Below are 16,518 nucleotides of genomic sequence, written 5' to 3'. Positions count from 1 at the left end.
GGAGCCACCATGACCGACCTGCTCATCCGCGACGCGACCGTCATCGACGGCACCGGCGCCCCGGCCTTCCACGCCCACGTCAGCATCGACGCCGGACGGATCACCGGCATCCACACCGATGCGCCGCCACCGGCCGCGCGGCGCACCGTCGACGCCGCCGGCCGGGCGCTGACCCCGGGGTTCATCGACATGCACGCCCACTCGGACCTGCAGATCCTGGTCGCGCCCGACCACACCGCCAAGGTGAGCCAGGGAGTCACGCTCGAGGTCGTCGGGCAGGACGGACTCTCCTTCGCGCCCGCCGACCCCGCCGCCCGCGCGCACCTGCGCCGGCAGATCGCCGGCTGGAACGGCGAACCGGACGACTTCGACTTCGACTGGGACACCGTCGCCGGCTACCTGGACCGGCTCGACCGAGGGATCGCGTGCAACGCGGCGTACCTCGTCCCGCAGGGGACGCTGCGGCTGATGGTCGTCGGCCCGGACGACCGGCCCGCGACCGCCGCCGAGATCACCGAGATGGCCCGGCTGCTCCGGATCGGGCTCGAGGAGGGCGCGGTGGGGATGAGCAGCGGCCTGACCTACCCGCCGAGCATGTTCGCCGACGACGAGGAGCTGGCCACCCTGTGCCGGGTCGTCGCCGAGGCCGGCGGCTACTACAGCCCCCACCACCGCTCCTACGGTGCCGGCGCGCTGGAGGCGTACGCCGAGATGATCGCCGTCGCCCGGTCCTCCGGATGCGCCCTCCACCTCACCCACGCGACCATGAACTTCGAGCCGAACCGCGGGCGAGCAGGCGAGCTCGTCGAGCTCATCGACACCGGCCTCGCCGAAGGCGTCGACATCACGCTCGACACCTACCCCTACCTCCCGGGCGCCACCACGCTCAGCGCCGTGCTGCCCAGCTGGTCGACCTCCGGCGGCCCGGACGCACTGCTGGCACGGATCGCCGACCCCGGCGACCGCGCCCGGATCGCCCACGAGCTCGACCACGTCGGCACCGACGGCTGCCACGGCTGCGTGATCGACTGGCGCACGATCCAGATCAGCGGCGTACGCAACCCCGAGCTGTCCCGCCACATCGGCCGCACGGTCGCCGAGATCGCCGAGGAGTCCGGCCGGGCGGCCACCGAGGTCTTCTTCGACCTGCTCGTCCGCGACCGGATGGCCACGACGATCCTCCAGCACGTCGGCCACGAGGAGAACGTGCAGACGATCATGCGGCACCGCACCCACTGCGGCGGCAGCGACGCGATCCTCGTCGGCGAGCGCCCGCACCCGCGGGCGTGGGGCACGTTCCCCCGCTACCTGGCCCGCTACGTCCGCGAGCTCGGCGTGCTCGACCTGGTCGACTGCGTGCATCACCTCACCGGCCGCCCGGCCTCCCGGCTACGGCTCCACGAGCGCGGCCTCGTCCGGGAGGGGTACGCCGCCGACCTGGTGCTCCTCGACCCCGACACCGTCCAGGACACCGCCACGTTCGAGGAGCCGCGGCAGCAGGCGCGCGGCATCGACTGGGTGCTGGTCAACGGCACCGCCGTCATAGAGGACGGCCACCGCACCGACGCGCTGCCCGGGCGGGCGCTGCGCCACACCGACGAAGGAACCCGAGCCCGATGAACCACAGTCCGATGGCCGACCCGGTGATCGACACGCTCGGCGCCGACCAGGCCCTGGTGGTCGTGCGCGCCAACCGCCTCGACGACCCCGGCGCGCTCTGTCGCGCACTGGCCGCCGGGGGCATCCGGACCGTCGAGCTGACCTACACGACGCCGGGTCTCACCGACCTCCTGGCGCAGGTCAGCGCCGAAGCCGACGACGACATCGTCGTCGGCGCCGGGACTGTGCTGACCGCCGACCAGGCCCACGACGCCGTCGCTGCCGGCGCCCGGTTCCTGGTCACGCCCGGTCTGCCGCCAGAGGCGGCGGAGATCGTCGCCGCCGGCCATGCCGCGGGGGCGGCCGTCATCCTCGGCGCCCTCACCCCGACCGAGGTCCTCACCGCGACCTCGCTGGGCGCCGACGCCGTGAAGATCTTCCCGGCGCGGGCCCTGGGCCCGCGCCACCTCTCCGACCTGCGGGGCCCGTTCCCCGAGGTCGCCCTGATCCCTTCGGGCGGAGTCGATGCCGACAACGCCGCGGAGTTCCTGCAGGCCGGTGCCCTCGCCGTGACTGCCGGGACGTCGGTGGTCAAGCCTGCCGACGTCGACGAGGCGCGGTGGGACCAGATCACCACCAACGCCGCCCGGTTCCGCGCAGCTCTGCGCTGAGTCCACCCCACCCGTCCCCCACCCCGACCCCTTGGGAGAACCAGCCATGCATTGGCTCCAGACAAGCACCACCGGCCTGCTGCTGCTCTGCGCAGCGGCGATCGCCGTGCTCCTCTTCCTGATCATCAAGGTGAAGCTCGAGCCGTTCATCGCGCTCTTCATCAGCGGCATCGGCCTGGCCGTCGTGGCCGGCCTCTCCGTCGAGCAGATGGTGGGCACCGCCCTCTCCTCGAAGGAGTCGCTCATCGAGACCGGCTTCGGCGGGGTGCTGGGCCACATCGCGCTCATCATCGGGCTCGGCACCGTGCTCGGGTCGCTGCTCGAGCGCTCCGGCGGCGCCGACGTGCTCGCCTCGAGGCTGATCGGTCTCTTCGGTGAGCGCGGCACCCCGGTCGCGATGGGCCTGGTCGGACTCATCTTCGGCATCCCGGTCTTCTTCGACATCGGCATCTTCGTGCTCGCGCCGCTGGTCTACGTCGCCGCGCACCGTGGCGGCCGGTCGCTCGTCCTCTACGCCCTCCCGGTCCTCGCCGGCCTCTCGATGACGCACGCCTTCCTACCGCCCCACCCCGGCCCGACGGCCCTGAGCGGTCTCCTCGGCGTCGACCTCGGCTGGCTGATCATCATGGGGCTGCTCTGCGGCCTGCCCGCCTTCGCTGCGGCCGGGATCCTCTTCCCGATGTGGATCGCCCCGCGCGTCCAGGTCTCGGTGCCCGAGGAGTTCCTGATCGCCGAGACCGAGGCCGAGCGCGACCCGACGCCCACGACCCCGGTCTCGCTCGCTCTCGTCCTCACGATCATCGCGGTGCCGCTGATCCTGATCCTCGGCGCGACGTTCGGCACGATGCTGCTCGACCCGGGTCGGTTGCTCAGCGTGCTCACCTTCCTCGGCAACCCGGCGATCGCGCTCACCATCGCCGTGCTCCTCGCCTTCTGGCTGCTCGGCATCCGGCGTGGCATGAGCATCGAGGAGATCTCGGAGTTCACCGGTGCCTCGCTGCGACCGGTCGGCATGATCCTGCTCGTCGTCGGCGCCGGCGCCTTCTTCGGCGCGGTGATCTCCGCGACCGGCGTGGGCGCCGCGCTCGCCGAGGTGCTCTCCGACGCCGGCCTGCCGATCCTGCTGCTGGCCTACGTCATCTCCTGCGCGCTCCGGATCGCCCAGGGCTCGGCGACGGTGGCGATCGTGACCACCGGCGGCATCATCGCCCCGACCCTCGGCTCCGGCTACACGCAGCCCGAGCTCGCCGTGATCGCCGTCGCGATCGCCGCCGGTTCGATCATCCTCAGCCACGTCAACGACGGCGGCTTCTGGATCGTCTCGCGCTACTTCAACCTCACCGTGAAGCAGACGCTCGCGACCTGGACGGTGCTGGAGACCGTGCTCTCGATCGTCGGGTTCGCGGCCGCCGCCGTGGCCTGGGCGATCGTCTGACAGCACTCTCCGCAGGGCCTGGGCGGCCACTGGGATCGCCGCGTCGACACTGCGGGCGTCGCGGATGCAGGGTGCAAGACGGGCCACGGGGCCCTCGCTTGCGGGACGTCGTGCCCTGTCCACAACCAGGCAACGAGACGACGCTCGGGTCATGGAAACCGACACAAGCACACCTTCGTCCGCCGCCCCGCTGACCTACACGGTCACGGGTCGCTCGACTGCAGGTGGACCCGCTCAGGTCCACACCGCCAGCGAGACCGTCACCCTGGACGCACGTTGGGGTGCGGCGCCATCCGAGCTACCAGGTCCGGCACATCTGCTCGCCGCGGCGCTGGCGGCGTGCCTGCTGAAAAACCTGGCGCGCGCCAACGACCTGCTGTCGTTCCAGTACGAGCGCGCCGAGGTGCAGGTCACCGCCCGCCGCCAGGATGCACCGCCGAAGTTCACCGAGTTCGTCTACCAACTGGGGATAGTCACCAACGAACCTCAACGGCGTCTCGACCTGCTGCAACGCAACCTGGCCGGCTACGGCACCGTCTACAACACCCTTGCCGCCACCTGCGACGTCCGCGGCACCATCCTTGTCATTGCTTCCTCGGACGCACACTGACCCGGGCAGCCATCGGGCGACCTGGACCGCCGACTAACCCCAAGCCTGCGCGAGCAGGTCGCGGGTGTCGGTCAGCAGCTGCGGCAGGGTCCTGGTGCGGCCGATGATCGGCATGAAGTTCTGGTCACCGACCCAGCGGGGCACGATGTGCTGGTGCAGGTGGGCGGCGATGCCGGCGCCGCCGGCGGTGCCCTGGTTCATCCCGATGTTGAAGCCCTCGGCCTGTGAGACGCCGGCGAGGGTGCGTACGGCTTGCTTGGTCAGCACCGCCATCTCGGCGGCCTCCTCGTCGGTGGTCTCGACGTAGCCGGCGACGTGGCGGTAGGGGCACACCATCATGTGGCCCGGGGCGTACGGGTAGAGGTTGAGCACCACGAAGCAGGTCTCGCCGCGGTGGACGACCAGACCGTCGGCGTCCTCGAGCGTCGGCACCCGGCAGAACGGGCACTTCGTCGAGGAGGGGTCGCTGGGCTTGTTCTCCCCGCGGATGTAGGCCATCCGGTAGGGCGTCCACAGCCGCTCCAGCCCGTCGCCCTCGCCGATGCCGTCTTGGGTGAGTACGCCGTCCATCTCCGTCACGAGGTAGAGGCTACCGAGGCCCTCTCTCAGAAGGTGATCCCCCGGGCGGCGAACCGGTCGCGGACCAGGTCCGCCGCCGCCCGACCGTCGCGAGCAGCCGCTGCGGCGTACGTCTCGGCGGCCGCGGCTTGGAAGCTGGTGTCCGGGGCGTAGGAGAACTGGGAGTAGATCAGCGTGGTGTCCCAGTCGCGGGTGGAGAGGCCGAGGTCCTGGTAGCCCTCGCGGATCTCCCACAGCGCCTGGCTCCAGATCTGGCCGTCGTAGTGCACCTGGTTGCGTCGGTCCTCGAGGGTGAGGTCGAGGTCGAAGCTGCGGATGCAGTGCGGTGCGGCGGTGTAGGAGGCCGAGTCCCAGTCCATCGGGCAGGCAGGGTTGGCAGCGACCGGCCAGCCGTACTCCGAGGCGGCGTCGAGTCCGACGGTCACGGCGAGGTAGTCGCCGAACGACTCTCCGATCGCGCCGGCGTCGAGGCTGCCGCCGTAGCCGGGCACCTGGTCGGCGTGGACGGCGTGGGCGTACTCGTGGACGATCACCTCGGCGTCCTCGGCATCGTCGACACCGCCCTTGCCCAACCGGATCCGGAAGGGCTTGTCGGTCTGGTAGGAGTTGTCGCCGCCGTACTGGTTGATCTTGACCGAGAACGGCCCGTCCAGGACGCCGGGGAGCGTCTCGCCGAAGCCGAGGGCGTGCAGGTAGGTCTGCGCACGGGTGACCCAGAAGTAGCCCATGACCTGCTCGAACTGGTCCTGGTGGCGGTCGTAGGAGTAGCTGTTGGTGGTGGAGTACGCCGGCGCACCGGTGCTCGACTCGATGACCGCGTAGTCGCCGCGGAGGTAGCCCGAGCCGTCCAGGTGGGTCAGCGGCACCTGGGCGTAGGCGCTGTCCGGCACGGCGCTCGCGGCGTCCTTCTGATCGGTCAGGCTCTGGTCGTTGCTGGACTGGATCGGGTTGACCATGAAGACACGGGCGGTGCCCTCGGAGGATCCGCTGCCCGGCGCCGCGGTGGCCGGGCTCAGCGGGACGGCGAACCCGGCGGTGGCCGCCAGGCCGGCAGTGACGGCGATCGAGAGTCTGCGCATGTGGGGCATGGTCTTCTCCTTGACTGAACGGCCGTGCGGCCGGGTTCTATACCGCGAGGGTGTCCTTCGTGAGGAGTTCCTCGAGGGGCAGGTCGGGGTCGAGCTCGATCCCGAAGCCGCGGGCGTGGCCGTCGATGACGAACCAGATCGACTGGGCGGTGAGCCGCTCCAGGGTCTCGGCGGGCAGCCGCTCGCCGGTGCGGGTCAGCCACCGGCGTACGGCACCGAAGACCGCGCCGACCAGGCCGTAGATCAGCGGGTCGAGGGCCTCGGCCTCCTCCTCGGTGGGCTTGCCACCGAGGGCGATGACGGCGGTGCCGACGATTGCCGAGATCCGGCCGGCGAGCTGCTCCATCCCCTGCTGGAAGGGACCCTCGTCGCCACCGTCGATGTCGTGGTCGGCGGCGAGGTGGAGCGCGGGGTGGGCCCGGGCCCAGCGGACGTAGGTGCCGATGATCCGCTCGATGATCTGCGGGACGGTGCCGTCGAGGGTGATCCCGGGCATCAGGTCGGACCAGAGCCCGTCGAGGATCGCCTGCTGCACGGCCCGGTCGAGGTCGGCGCGGTCCTCGAAGTGGCGGTAGATGACCGTGCGGGACAGACCGGCGCGCACCGCGATCTGCTGCACCTGCACGTCGGCGCCGGGCTCACCGGCCTCGATCACCGCGATGGCGGCATCGATGATCTGCTGACGGCGCTGCTCGTTGTGCTTGCTCCACCGGTCCTGCCGACCATCACGCTTCTCCCCGGCCACCCGCGTCTCCCCCTGCTCCCGTGCTGCATGTCTCGCGTCGGCGTCGAGAGCGTCTCAACGCTCCTTGCGACGCCCAAGAGAGTATCGGGGTTTCCTTGACTTCGCGGCGATGCCCCGCATCTCCTCGACATCGGTGATCTTGACGCGCGGACGACCGGCCTCGGCGCCACGCCGCTTCTCCTCGCGGTCGATCGCCTGCCAGCCGGCGAGGTCGACCATGCCTGGCTGGCGGCCACGTACGACCGCGGTGATCTCAGCGGCGTCACCGACCGGTGCGGGGATCCGGTCGGAGTCGAGGTCGTCGAGGACCTGCTCGACGGTCTCCTCGGCATCGGACTTGTTCGTGCCGATGAAGCCGTTCGGGCCGCGCTTGACCCAGCCGGCCACGTAGACGCCCGGGAGCACTCGACCACCCTCGTTCGGGACGGTGCCGGTCGCGGCGTCGTAGGGAAGGTCGGCCACGGGCAGGCCCTTGTAGCCGACCGCGCGCAGCAGCATCCCGGTCTCGAGGACCTCGGTCTCGCCCGTGGGGACCGCACGGACGATGCCGTTCGCGTCGCGCTCGAGGCGGTTGCGACCGACCTCGACCCCGGTGACCCGCTCGGTGCCCAGCACGCGCACCGGCGAGCTGAGGAAGCGAAGCACGATCGTACGCAACTCCGGACGCAGCTCGCGCCCGGCGATCTCGCGCAGCAGCCGGGTGGTGGTGTCACCGCCTGCGAGCGCCTCCTCGAGCGGAAGATCTCCGGTGTCAACGACGACATTGACCCCGGTGTGGCCCATCAGCCCGACCAGCTCGGGCACGGTGAAGGCCGCCTCCCCGGGCCCCCTGCGCCCGAGGACGACGACCTCCTTCACCGCGCTGTCGCGAAGGACCGCCAGCGGCCCGTCGGCGACGTCGGTGCCGGCCAGCCGCTCGGGGTCCTCGGCCAGGATCCGCGCGCAGTCGAGCGCCACGTTGCCGTTGCCGACCAGGACGACCCGCCCCGACGGGATCGACTCCGCGTCGAGGTGGACCGGCAGGTCCTGCTTGTCGGGGTGGCCGTTGTACCAGCCCACGAAGTCGGTCGCGCTGAGCGAGCCGGGCAGGTCGTCGCCGTCGATCCCGAGCGCCCGGTCGCTCGCCGCACCGACGGTGTAGACGACGGCGTGGTAGCGCGCGGTCAGCTCGGCGTGGGAGACGTCCTTGCCGACCTCGACGCCCAGGAAGTAGCGGAACCCCGGCTGCGACTCGATCTGCGTGAAGAGCTTCTCGACCTGCTTGGTGTTCTGGTGGTCGGGCGCGACGCCGGCCCGGACCAGGCCGTACGGCGTCGGCAGCCGGTCGAAGACGTCGACGCTGATCTCAGGGTGCTTGAGCAGCTCGTCCGAGGTGTACATCCCCGCCGGCCCTGCCCCCACCACGGCGACCCGGAAGGGTCCGGTGCGGGTCAGCCTGCGCTGGGGGTGGACCAGGGCGAGCGGAGTGCGGTCCTTGTGCGGGAAGACCTCGAAGTACTCCGCGTTGATGGCCAGGAACGGCTCCTGCGCGGCGGTCAGGGTCGTGTGCGGCACGATCGCGTCGGCCGGGCAGGCCGTGACGCAGGCTCCGCAGTCGACGCAGCTCTTGGCGTCGACGTAGAGCATCTCGGCCTCACCGAAGCCGGGCTCGCCTGGGGCGGGGTGGATGCAGTTGACCGGGCAGGCGACCACGCAGGATGCGTCTGCACAGCACGACTGGGTGACGACGTGAGGCACGTGTGACTACCGTTCTGGGCCGGTGGAGATGATCAGTAGGAGGCCGCGCGCGGCTCGGCACGGAAGCGCGAGGCGCGCCCGTCGATGCCGCTCAGCTTCCACAGCAGCTTGGCCGGACCCTTGCGGATGCCGAGGTTGTCGGCCAAGAGGCGGACGTCACCGAAGAGGTCACGCAGCAGCTTCTCGGACTCCTCCGACTTCCACCAGATCTCGCGGGCGACCTCGTCCGGGATGCCCATGTCGTAGCGGGCCTGCTTGCTCGGGACCATGATCACGTCGCACAGCAGCCGCATGATGACCGGGAAGATGTAGGCGAGCAGGGTCTTCTTCACGCGGCCGAGCTCGGGCACGTGCTGCTCGAGGTACTGGTGGGCGAAGCCGATGTGGCGGGCCTCCTCGGCGATGTGGATCTGCATGATCCGGTTGGCCGCGGGGTGGCTGCCGCCGGCGCGCATCGCGCCCTTCTGCAGGTGGTCGATCGGCTCCTCACCGGCGAGGATGCCGGTGAAGAACGCCTCCGGGAAGAACGCGCCCGCCGAGGCCATGAAGGGCACCAGGACCTTGAAGTAGGTCGGCGCACCAGCCACGTCGGGGTTCACCCGGTTGACGAACTCCTGGAACATCTGGGTGTGGTGGGTCTCCTCGGTCACCTCGTGAGTCGCGTAGCGGAACTCCGGGTTGTTGTTGTCCGACCAGACCAGGTGGTTCATCACGCCGCCGATGAGCAGCTGCTCGAACTGCAGACCGACCTTGGCGACCTGGGCCCAGCGGTACATGCCGATCTCGATCTGGCGCTCCTTGGACAGCGCCTTGTACCAAGGGTGGGCACCGATCTCGTCGGCGTCGTTGAGGATCCAGCGCTCGTCGTCCGGGCGCACCTCCAGCTCGGCGGAGTCCCAGTCGATGTCCTTGAACGGGTCGAAGTGGACCTCCACCGAGGCCTCCGACAGCGTGCGGAGCGTGTCGAGGTAGGCCTGCTTGCCCTGGCGGACGTATCCGGTGGACTTCTCATCCTGAACGGCGGTCATGATGATCGCTCCTTCTGCACCGTTGAGTTCTGCGTTGAACCACTGACTACGTGACACACGTTACCCGGACACGCGTCCCGATAACAAGAGTACGCGCGACATGCCGTCACATTTAAAGATGCAGCCGTCAGAAGTCGTCAGCCTCCAGGAGTAGCGGCGACCATTTCGACCTGTGAATGAGGTGCGACACGCCGGAGGATCGGCGTGTCGTCGCTTGCGCGATGCGTTCGCGTGGTCGCCGTTCCCAGATCTACGCGTCTGGGCTCGCTCCGTAGAGGAGCTTCATCCTGTCGTCGAGGTCCAGCGCGAGCCGCTCAGCGTCAGCGGCAAGATCCAGTTCGCCCGCGTCACGAAGCCACTCAGCACCGGTGGTCACATACCAACGTTCGAGCTGACCCCCGGCGTCGTCGATCTGGTCCATCCCGTCGAGCGGGTCATTTCCGTGGGTGAGGTCGCACAGCCGTTCCTTGCTGAGCGCTACGAAGTGCGCGGTCGCGATGTCCCCCCGCGGCCACGAGTCGAGTGCTGCGGAGAGATCGGCCGTGATGGCGACGTACGTCTCGAAGGCTTTCTCGACGGGGTGATCGGGTTCGCTCACGACGATCAGGTCGCGCCACCACGCTTCGACGAACCTGCGCACCGCGCTGGACTCGCGCTCGGACCATGACCGCCATCCCCCACGAGCCAGCGCGTGCTGTTCAGGCCAGGCGACATGCACCGTTCCCGCCGCCATCCCTCGCGCCAGTTGGGGAAGGATTCTCCGCAGGAGTGAGTCGTGATCTTCGACGGACCACGGATTCTTGTACGTCACTGACTCCAGGAACTGCGAATGCAATGGCGTGTCCGGCCGCGACAGCTCCACGGCCCACGTCTCGGGGTAGCAGTGCAGACAGACGTTGTCAGTGGCACAGGTGCGCCCGGCGAACACCGCGTCCACCTCGGTCAGCGCCTCCTGCAGCTCTGCTACTCCTCAAATCACTCGCGATGTGCTGCCCAGCGTGCGCTCGGGCGCACTCCTGGCAGCACACCGCGAAGAGGCTCAGACTTGCTCGTGCGACTCCACGGCAGCGACGATCCGCTCGATGGCCTCGTCGACCGGGATGCCGTTCTCCTGGTGGCCGTCGCGGTAGCGGAAGCTGACCGCGCCCTTCTCGACGTCCTCGCCACCGGCGATCAGCATGAACGGGATCTTCTGCAGCTGGGCGTTGCGGATCTTCTTCTGGAAGCGGTCGCTCGACTCGTCCACCTCGACACGTACGCCTGCCTTCTTCAGCTTGCCGGCGATGTCGTAGACGTAGTCGTTGAACGCATCCGCGACCGGGATCATCTCCACCTGGACCGGGGCGAGCCACGGAGGGAAGGCACCGGCGTAGTGCTCGACGAGCACACCGAGGAACCGCTCGATGGAGCCGAACTTGGCCGAGTGGATCATCACCGGCTGCTGCCGGGTGCCGTCGGCTGCCTGGTACTCCAGGTTGAACCGGTCGGCGGAGGGCTGGTTGAAGTCGTACTGCACCGTGCCCATCTGCCAGGTCCGGCCGATGGCGTCCTTGGCCTGGACGGAGATCTTCGGGCCGTAGAAGGCCGCGCCGCCCGGGTCCGGGACGAGCTCGAGGCCGGTCTCGCGGGCCACGTCCTCGAGGATCTGGGTCGCCTCGGCCCAGTCCTCGTCGCTGCCGACGAACTTGTCCTTGTTGGCATCGTCGCGGGTCGACATCTCCAGGTAGAAGTCGTCGAGGCCGAAGTCCTTGAGCACTGTCAGCATGAACTCGAGCAGGTGCTTGACCTCGGCCGGCGCCTGCTCCTTGGTGCAGTAGGAGTGGCTGTCGTCCTGGGCGAAGCCGCGCACCCGGGTGAGGCCGTGGATGACGCCCGACTTCTCGTTGCGGTAGACCGACCCGAACTCGAACAGCCGCAGCGGCAGCTCGCGGTAGGACCGCCCCCGGGAGCGGAAGATCAGGTTGTGCATCGGGCAGTTCATCGCCTTGAGGCGGTAGTCCTGGCCGTCCACGTCCAGCGCCGGGAACATGCCGTCGCCGTAGTAGGGCAGGTGGCCCGAGGTGTGGAAGAGCTGCTCGCGCGCGATGTGTGGGGTGCCGACGTACTCGAAGCCGTGCTCGATGTGCTTGGCGCGTACGTAGTCCTCCATCTCCCGCTTGATGATCCCGCCCTTGGGGTGGAAGACCGGGAGCCCGGAGCCGATCTCGTCCGGGAAGGAGAACAGGTCGAGCTCGCGGCCGAGCCTGCGGTGGTCGCGGCGCTCGGCCTCCTCGATCCGGGTCAGGTGGGCCTCGAGGGCCTCCTTGGACTCCCAGGCGGTGCCGTAGATGCGCTGGAGCTGCTTGTTCTTCTCGTCCCCGCGCCAGTACGCCGCGGCGCTGCGCATGAGCTTGAAGGCCGGGATCCGCTTGGTGGTGGGCAGGTGCGGGCCGCGGCAGAGGTCCTTCCACGCGATCTCGCCGTTGCGGCCGAGGTTGTCGTAGATGGTCAGCTCGCCGCCGCCGACCTCGGCGCTGGCACCTTCGGCCGCTTCGCCAGCGTTGCCCTTCAGGCCGATCAGCTCGAGCTTGTAGGGCTCGTCGGCCAGCTCGACGCGGGCGTCCTCGTCGGTGGTGACCCGGCGGGAGAACTTCTGGTTGGCCTTGATGATCTTCTTCATCCGGGACTCGATCTTGACCAGGTCCTCGGGCACGAAGGGGGTCTCGACGTCGAAGTCGTAGTAGAAGCCGTCGGTCACCGGCGGGCCGATCCCGAGCTTGGCGTCCGGGAAGAGCTCCTGCACGGCCTGCGCCATCACGTGCGCGGTCGAGTGGCGCAGGATGTCGTGGCCGTCCTTGGAGTCGATCAGGACACCCTCGACCTCGTCGCCGTCAGCGAGCTCGTAGGCGAGGTCCTTCAGATCCTCGCCGACCCGCGCAGCGATCACGTCGGGGTTGTCTGCGAAGAGCTCCCACGCCTTCGTGCCCGTAGTGACCGTCCGTTCCTCGCGCCCGTCGGGGGTGAGTACGGCGATCTTGATCTCGGACACGGATGCTCCTGTGGGTTCCGGTGGTGTGTGGACCGCGATGCTCGCGCGGCGTCCCGATCGTATCCGTCGCCGGCGGCGTACTGCGAAACAGGCGACGGGCATCGCCCTGCGGCCGCGAGGCCCGGGCGCGACGGCGCGAGGTCACCGGAACCCGTTGGGGCATACGACTAGACTTTCGATGCCTCGATCGGCGTCCCTCCCCGTCTGATGTGAAAGACCTCGTGCTCCCCACCACAGGCCCCAAGTCCCGTCTCATCGACCCGTCTCGCCGGGTCGCCCGGCTACAGCGACGTACGTCGTTGGCGACCGTCCTGATCACCCTGGGCCTCGGCGCGCTGGCGATGCTGTTCCCGGCGACCGTCGTGGCCCAGCAGGCCGCCGACCGATGGAACAGCGGGCAGTGGGCGGAGGTGAACGTCGTCGAGCGCTGCGAGTTCGACAGCGGCACCGGCGAGATCATCTCCTGCCAGGGCCGGTGGCGCGTCGACGGCGAGCAGGTCACCGGAAGCATCCACGGCACCCTGCGCGACATCGGCCGCGACCCCGATCCCTCGAAGGCGACCTACCGGATGTGGGTCGTCGACTCCGACGCCTACGGAGAGCACGCGATCAACCCGTGGCCGGCCCGCATCCTCGGGACGGCCCGCGAACCGGTGCTCTGGGGCGGGATCGCACTCACCGTGCTCGGCCTGGTGGTGCTGCCGACGCGGCGGGCGTGGCTGCGTACGCCGGGCGAGGAGCCGCTCAGCGAGGACCTCGGCATCCGGCTGAGCACCCACCCCGCGCACGGACGGGCGTGGCTGGCGGCCGTCGGGCTGATCCTCGGACCGGCACTCATCGCGCTCGGCACCTGGGGCGCCACCCGGCCCCGACTGCCGACGGTGCTCGTGCTGGCCGGATGCCTGGTTGCGCTCGCCGGGCTGATCCTCGGGTTCCGGCTGGCCTGGCTCGGGCTGCGGCGTCCGTTCGCGGTGGACCTCGGACTCTACGAAGGCGGCCTGGTCATGGACTACGCCCGCCACACCGACGTCATCCTCTGGGAGGACGTGACCAGCATCGACACCGGTGTCGTCGACGAGCGCAGGGCCAACCCACGCATCGACGTCACCCTGCACCTGGTCACCGGCACCGCGCTGAGGCTGCCGCGCGTCGACCACCAGCATTCGCTCACCGCCCACCTGCACCGGATCACTGATGACGGGTCGCTACGGGCGGGCTGAGGTAGCCTCAGCGCCGATGACTCAGATGCGCGCAACCGTGGTCCACAACGGCGAGCTCTCGGTGCGGTCGGTGCCGCGACCCGAGCCCGGGCCGGGACAGCTGCTGATCAAGGTGCTCCGTGCCGGGATCTGCGGCTCCGACCTGCACGTCCGCGAGCACAGCGACGAGCTCAACGAGGTCGTGACCGAGCTCGGCTACACCACCGCGATGACGCCCGAGCAGGAGATCGTCCTGGGACACGAGGTCCTGGGCTCGGTCGTGGCCTACGGGCCCCAGACCCGCGGTCGCTGGAAGCCGGGCACCTCGGTGACGGCGCTGCCGGTGCTGCGTACGGACGGGGCGATCCACATGGTCGGCTTCGACGTCGACTCCCCCGGCGGCTTCGCGGAGTACTGCGTCGTCCAGGAGGCGTTCACCTTCCCGGTGCCCGAGGAGGTCGAGCCCGAACGGGCGGTCTTCACCGAGCCCCTCGCCGTCGCCCTCCATGCCGTACGCCGCGGCGCGGTCTCCGCACGGCGCCCGGCCGTGGTCATCGGCTGCGGCCCGATCGGCCTGGCCGTCATCCTCATGCTCAAGGCGCAGGGGGTGAAGACGGTGGTCGCCTCCGACCTCTCGCCCGCGCGTCGGGCGCTGGCGGTCAAGTGCGGTGCCGACGTGGTCGTCGACCCGCGCGAGTCCTCGCCGTGGGACGCCTACCGGCAGCGTGGTCCGGTGACATCGCTGCCCGAGTACCTGAGCTTCGGGATCGACGCGATGCAGGTCGTACGCCGCATCCCGCTGCTGCCCTGGGAGACGGTGCTGCTCAACGCGGACCGTCTCGGGCAGTCACCGACCGGGCCGGTGGTCTTCGAGTGCGTCGGCGTGCCCGGGATGCTCGAGCAGATCATGACCGCGGCGCCGCTGCACACGCGCGTCGTGGTGGTCGGGGTGTGCATGGAGCCGGACACGATCCGCCCGGCGGTCGCGATCCACAAGGAGATCGACCTGCGGTTCGTCTTCGGCTACGACCCGGCGGAGTTCGCGCGCACGCTGGAGCTGATCGCCGGCGGAAAGGTCGACCCTTCGCCGCTGCACACCGGCACCGTCGGGCTCGACGGGGTCGCGCAGGCGTTCTCGGATCTGGCCGATCCGGAGACGCACGCGAAGATCCTCGTCGACCCTTGGGCGTGACCGCCGACTCGGCGCGTGATCATCTAGACCCGCCGAGTGACCGAGGATTCTGGTGGACGGGTCACCTACCCGTAGTATCTATCTCAACAGCGGCCCGTTCCGGTCTTGCCCCCGGCCGCTCTCGCCGAACCTCGGACTCGGTCACTCATTATGGCGAGACAACTCGCTTGAAAAGTTGACTTCTCCTTGTCTCAGCAGAGCTTCAGCGCGCTTGGCGTGCCCGCAGACCTCACCGCCGTTCTCGATCGCCACGGCATCACCTCCCCCACCCCGATCCAGGCCGCAACACTGCCGGACTCCCTCGCCGGCCGCGATGTGCTCGGCCGTGGGCGGACCGGGTCCGGCAAGACGTACGCCTTCCTGCTCCCCCTCGTCGCCCGCCTCGCCGGCGGTCCGAAGGCGAAGTCGGGCAAGCCGCGTGCGCTCATCCTCGCGCCGACCCGTGAGCTCGTCCGCCAGATCGAGGAGGCGCTGCGTCCGCTCGCCGCAGAGGCGGGCCTGAGCATGCAGACCATCTTCGGCGGTGTCGGCCAGAACCCGCAGGTCGTCGGCCTGCGCAAGGGCGCCGACGTCGTGCTCGCCTGCCCCGGCCGGCTCGAGGACCTGATCGCGCAGCGTCACGCCGACCTTTCCTCGATCGAGATCACCGTGCTCGACGAGGCCGACCACATGGCCGACCTCGGCTTCCTGCCCGCCGTGCGCAGGCTGCTGGCGACGACGCCCAAGGGCAGCCAGCGTCTCCTGTTCAGCGCCACGCTCGACAAGGGCGTCAACGTCCTGGTCAAGCAGTTCCTCCAGCAGCCGGTCATCCACGAGGCCGACTCGGCCCAGTCGCCGGTCGCCGAGATGGAGCACCACGTCCTCCACCTCGCCGCCCGCGAGCACCGCATCCCGGTGCTCGCCGACCTGGCCGCCGCGCCGGGCCGCACCGTCGTCTTCACCCGCACCAAGCACGGCGCCAAGGGCGTCGCCCGCCAGCTCGGCCGCGCCGGGATCCCGGCCGTCGAGCTCCACGGCGACCTCTCCCAGAACGCCCGCGTGCGCAACCTGGACGCCTTCCACTCCGGCCGGGCGACCACCCTCGTGGCCACCGACATCGCCGCCCGCGGGATCCACGTCGACGACGTCACCCTCGTGGTCCACGCCGACCCGCCCGCCGAGCACAAGGCCTACCTGCACCGCTCGGGGCGTACGGCCCGCGCCGGCGCCTCCGGCACCGTCGTCACGCTGATGCTGCCCGACCAGGTCAAGGACGTACGCACCATGACCCGAGCCGCTGGCATCAAGCCGACCACCACGCGCCTCGAAGGCCCCAGCCACCCGATCCTCGTCGAGCTGGCACCTGGTGAGCGCAACCACCCCGGCCCGTTCGTCCCCGTCGCCGTCCAGCAGCCGCCCCGCCGCCCCGCAGGCGAGGGCACCGGCAACCGGAAGAGCCGCCCCGGCTCGCGCTCCCGCAAGCGCCAGCGCGCCACCGGCGCTCGCTGATCCAACTGTTCCGCTGGTCGAGCCGGCGTCGTCACGCACGACGCCGGCTCGACCAGCGCGGATGAGAACAGCCGGGTAACAGTTCGTCGTACCGGTCATGCGGGGCCGGGTATCGCGTT

At 69.9% G+C, this 16,518-nt stretch carries 14 protein-coding genes; 7 read left to right on the top strand and 7 right to left on the bottom strand.

Features of this window, described 5'->3' with window-relative positions; translation table 11 throughout:
* Nucleotides 1–9 precede the first annotated feature (9 nt).
* From H5T77_RS08590 to H5T77_RS08575, 4 genes are all read left to right on the top strand, one after another.
* A complete protein-coding gene (locus tag H5T77_RS08590; protein WP_292647656.1) occupies nt 10–1,620 on the top strand; it encodes an N-acyl-D-amino-acid deacylase family protein in 1,611 nt (536 codons plus the stop codon).
* Nucleotides 1,617–2,270: a bifunctional 4-hydroxy-2-oxoglutarate aldolase/2-dehydro-3-deoxy-phosphogluconate aldolase gene (locus tag H5T77_RS08585; protein WP_292647654.1), complete on the top strand. Its 654-nt coding sequence runs from the start codon at nt 1,617–1,619 to the stop codon at nt 2,268–2,270. The genes H5T77_RS08590 and H5T77_RS08585 overlap by 4 nt, the downstream gene beginning before the upstream one ends.
* A gap of 46 nt (nt 2,271–2,316) precedes the next feature.
* Nucleotides 2,317–3,705, top strand: coding sequence for a GntP family permease (locus tag H5T77_RS08580; protein WP_292647651.1), 1,389 nt, complete (start codon nt 2,317–2,319; stop codon nt 3,703–3,705).
* Nucleotides 3,706–3,856: 151 nt separating this feature from the next.
* On the top strand, nt 3,857–4,315 hold the full coding sequence (locus H5T77_RS08575) for an OsmC family protein (protein WP_292647648.1): 459 nt from the start codon (nt 3,857–3,859) through the stop codon (nt 4,313–4,315).
* A gap of 33 nt (nt 4,316–4,348) precedes the next feature.
* On the opposite strand, the gene H5T77_RS08570 is transcribed toward H5T77_RS08575, so the two are convergent.
* The 7 genes from H5T77_RS08570 to thrS all read right to left on the bottom strand — a co-directional run bounded on the left by H5T77_RS08570 (nt 4,349) and on the right by thrS (nt 12,520).
* Nucleotides 4,349–4,885: an HIT family protein gene (locus H5T77_RS08570; RefSeq protein ID WP_292647770.1), complete on the bottom strand. Its 537-nt coding sequence runs from the start codon at nt 4,883–4,885 to the stop codon at nt 4,349–4,351.
* 35 nt (nt 4,886–4,920) lie between these two features.
* Entirely contained in the window at nt 4,921–5,982 is a 1,062-nt protein-coding gene (locus H5T77_RS08565; RefSeq protein ID WP_292647645.1) for a M36 family metallopeptidase, read from the bottom strand.
* 37 nt (nt 5,983–6,019) lie between these two features.
* Nucleotides 6,020–6,727 (bottom strand): TetR/AcrR family transcriptional regulator, encoded by a 708-nt coding sequence (locus H5T77_RS08560; protein WP_292647642.1) that lies wholly within the window; start codon nt 6,725–6,727, stop codon nt 6,020–6,022.
* Between the two features lie 54 nt (nt 6,728–6,781).
* Nucleotides 6,782–8,464: an FAD-dependent oxidoreductase gene (locus H5T77_RS08555; protein ID WP_292647639.1), complete on the bottom strand. Its 1,683-nt coding sequence runs from the start codon at nt 8,462–8,464 to the stop codon at nt 6,782–6,784.
* Nucleotides 8,465–8,496: 32 nt separating this feature from the next.
* Nucleotides 8,497–9,492 (bottom strand): AurF N-oxygenase family protein, encoded by a 996-nt coding sequence (locus tag H5T77_RS08550; protein WP_292647636.1) that lies wholly within the window; start codon nt 9,490–9,492, stop codon nt 8,497–8,499.
* Between the two features lie 250 nt (nt 9,493–9,742).
* Nucleotides 9,743–10,225: a hypothetical protein gene (locus H5T77_RS08545; protein WP_292647633.1), complete on the bottom strand. Its 483-nt coding sequence runs from the start codon at nt 10,223–10,225 to the stop codon at nt 9,743–9,745.
* Between the two features lie 306 nt (nt 10,226–10,531).
* On the bottom strand, nt 10,532–12,520 hold the full coding sequence (gene thrS, locus H5T77_RS08540) for a threonine--tRNA ligase (protein WP_292647630.1): 1,989 nt from the start codon (nt 12,518–12,520) through the stop codon (nt 10,532–10,534).
* A 221-nt stretch (nt 12,521–12,741) separates the two neighbouring features.
* On the opposite strand from thrS, the gene H5T77_RS08535 reads away from it, so the two are divergent.
* From H5T77_RS08535 to H5T77_RS08525, 3 genes are all read left to right on the top strand, one after another.
* Nucleotides 12,742–13,740, top strand: a complete 999-nt coding sequence (locus tag H5T77_RS08535; RefSeq protein WP_292647628.1) for a hypothetical protein — start codon at nt 12,742–12,744, stop codon at nt 13,738–13,740.
* Nucleotides 13,741–13,756: 16 nt separating this feature from the next.
* Entirely contained in the window at nt 13,757–14,911 is a 1,155-nt protein-coding gene (locus H5T77_RS08530; RefSeq protein WP_292647625.1) for a zinc-binding dehydrogenase, read from the top strand.
* 216 nt (nt 14,912–15,127) lie between these two features.
* Nucleotides 15,128–16,399 carry a DEAD/DEAH box helicase gene (locus tag H5T77_RS08525; protein ID WP_292647622.1) on the top strand — a complete coding sequence of 424 codons (1,272 nt, stop codon included), beginning with the start codon at nt 15,128–15,130 and terminating at the stop codon, nt 16,397–16,399.
* Nucleotides 16,400–16,518: the final 119 nt, after the last annotated feature.

It is taken from the genome of Nocardioides sp., assembly GCF_014360585.1.
In the GTDB taxonomy this organism is placed as follows: Bacteria; Actinomycetota; Actinomycetes; order Propionibacteriales; family Nocardioidaceae; genus Nocardioides.
Note: the sequence above shows the minus strand (reverse complement) of the source record. Positions and strands in the feature narration are given on the sequence as shown.

Bases quoted from the DNA above. Each gene is read 5' to 3' on its own strand.
- H5T77_RS08580 (WP_292647651.1), top strand. From the start codon at position 2,317: ATGCATTGGCTCCAGACAAGCACCACCGGCCTGCTGCTGCTCTGCGCA.
- H5T77_RS08550 (WP_292647636.1), bottom strand. From the start codon at position 9,492: ATGACCGCCGTTCAGGATGAGAAGTCCACCGGATACGTCCGCCAGGGC.
- H5T77_RS08590 (WP_292647656.1), top strand. From the start codon at position 10: ATGACCGACCTGCTCATCCGCGACGCGACCGTCATCGACGGCACCGGC.
- H5T77_RS08575 (WP_292647648.1), top strand. From the start codon at position 3,857: ATGGAAACCGACACAAGCACACCTTCGTCCGCCGCCCCGCTGACCTAC.
- H5T77_RS08530 (WP_292647625.1), top strand. From the start codon at position 13,757: ATGACTCAGATGCGCGCAACCGTGGTCCACAACGGCGAGCTCTCGGTG.
- H5T77_RS08545 (WP_292647633.1), bottom strand. From the start codon at position 10,225: ATGGCGGCGGGAACGGTGCATGTCGCCTGGCCTGAACAGCACGCGCTG.
- H5T77_RS08585 (WP_292647654.1), top strand. From the start codon at position 1,617: ATGAACCACAGTCCGATGGCCGACCCGGTGATCGACACGCTCGGCGCC.
- H5T77_RS08570 (WP_292647770.1), bottom strand. From the start codon at position 4,885: ATGGACGGCGTACTCACCCAAGACGGCATCGGCGAGGGCGACGGGCTG.
- H5T77_RS08565 (WP_292647645.1), bottom strand. From the start codon at position 5,982: ATGCCCCACATGCGCAGACTCTCGATCGCCGTCACTGCCGGCCTGGCG.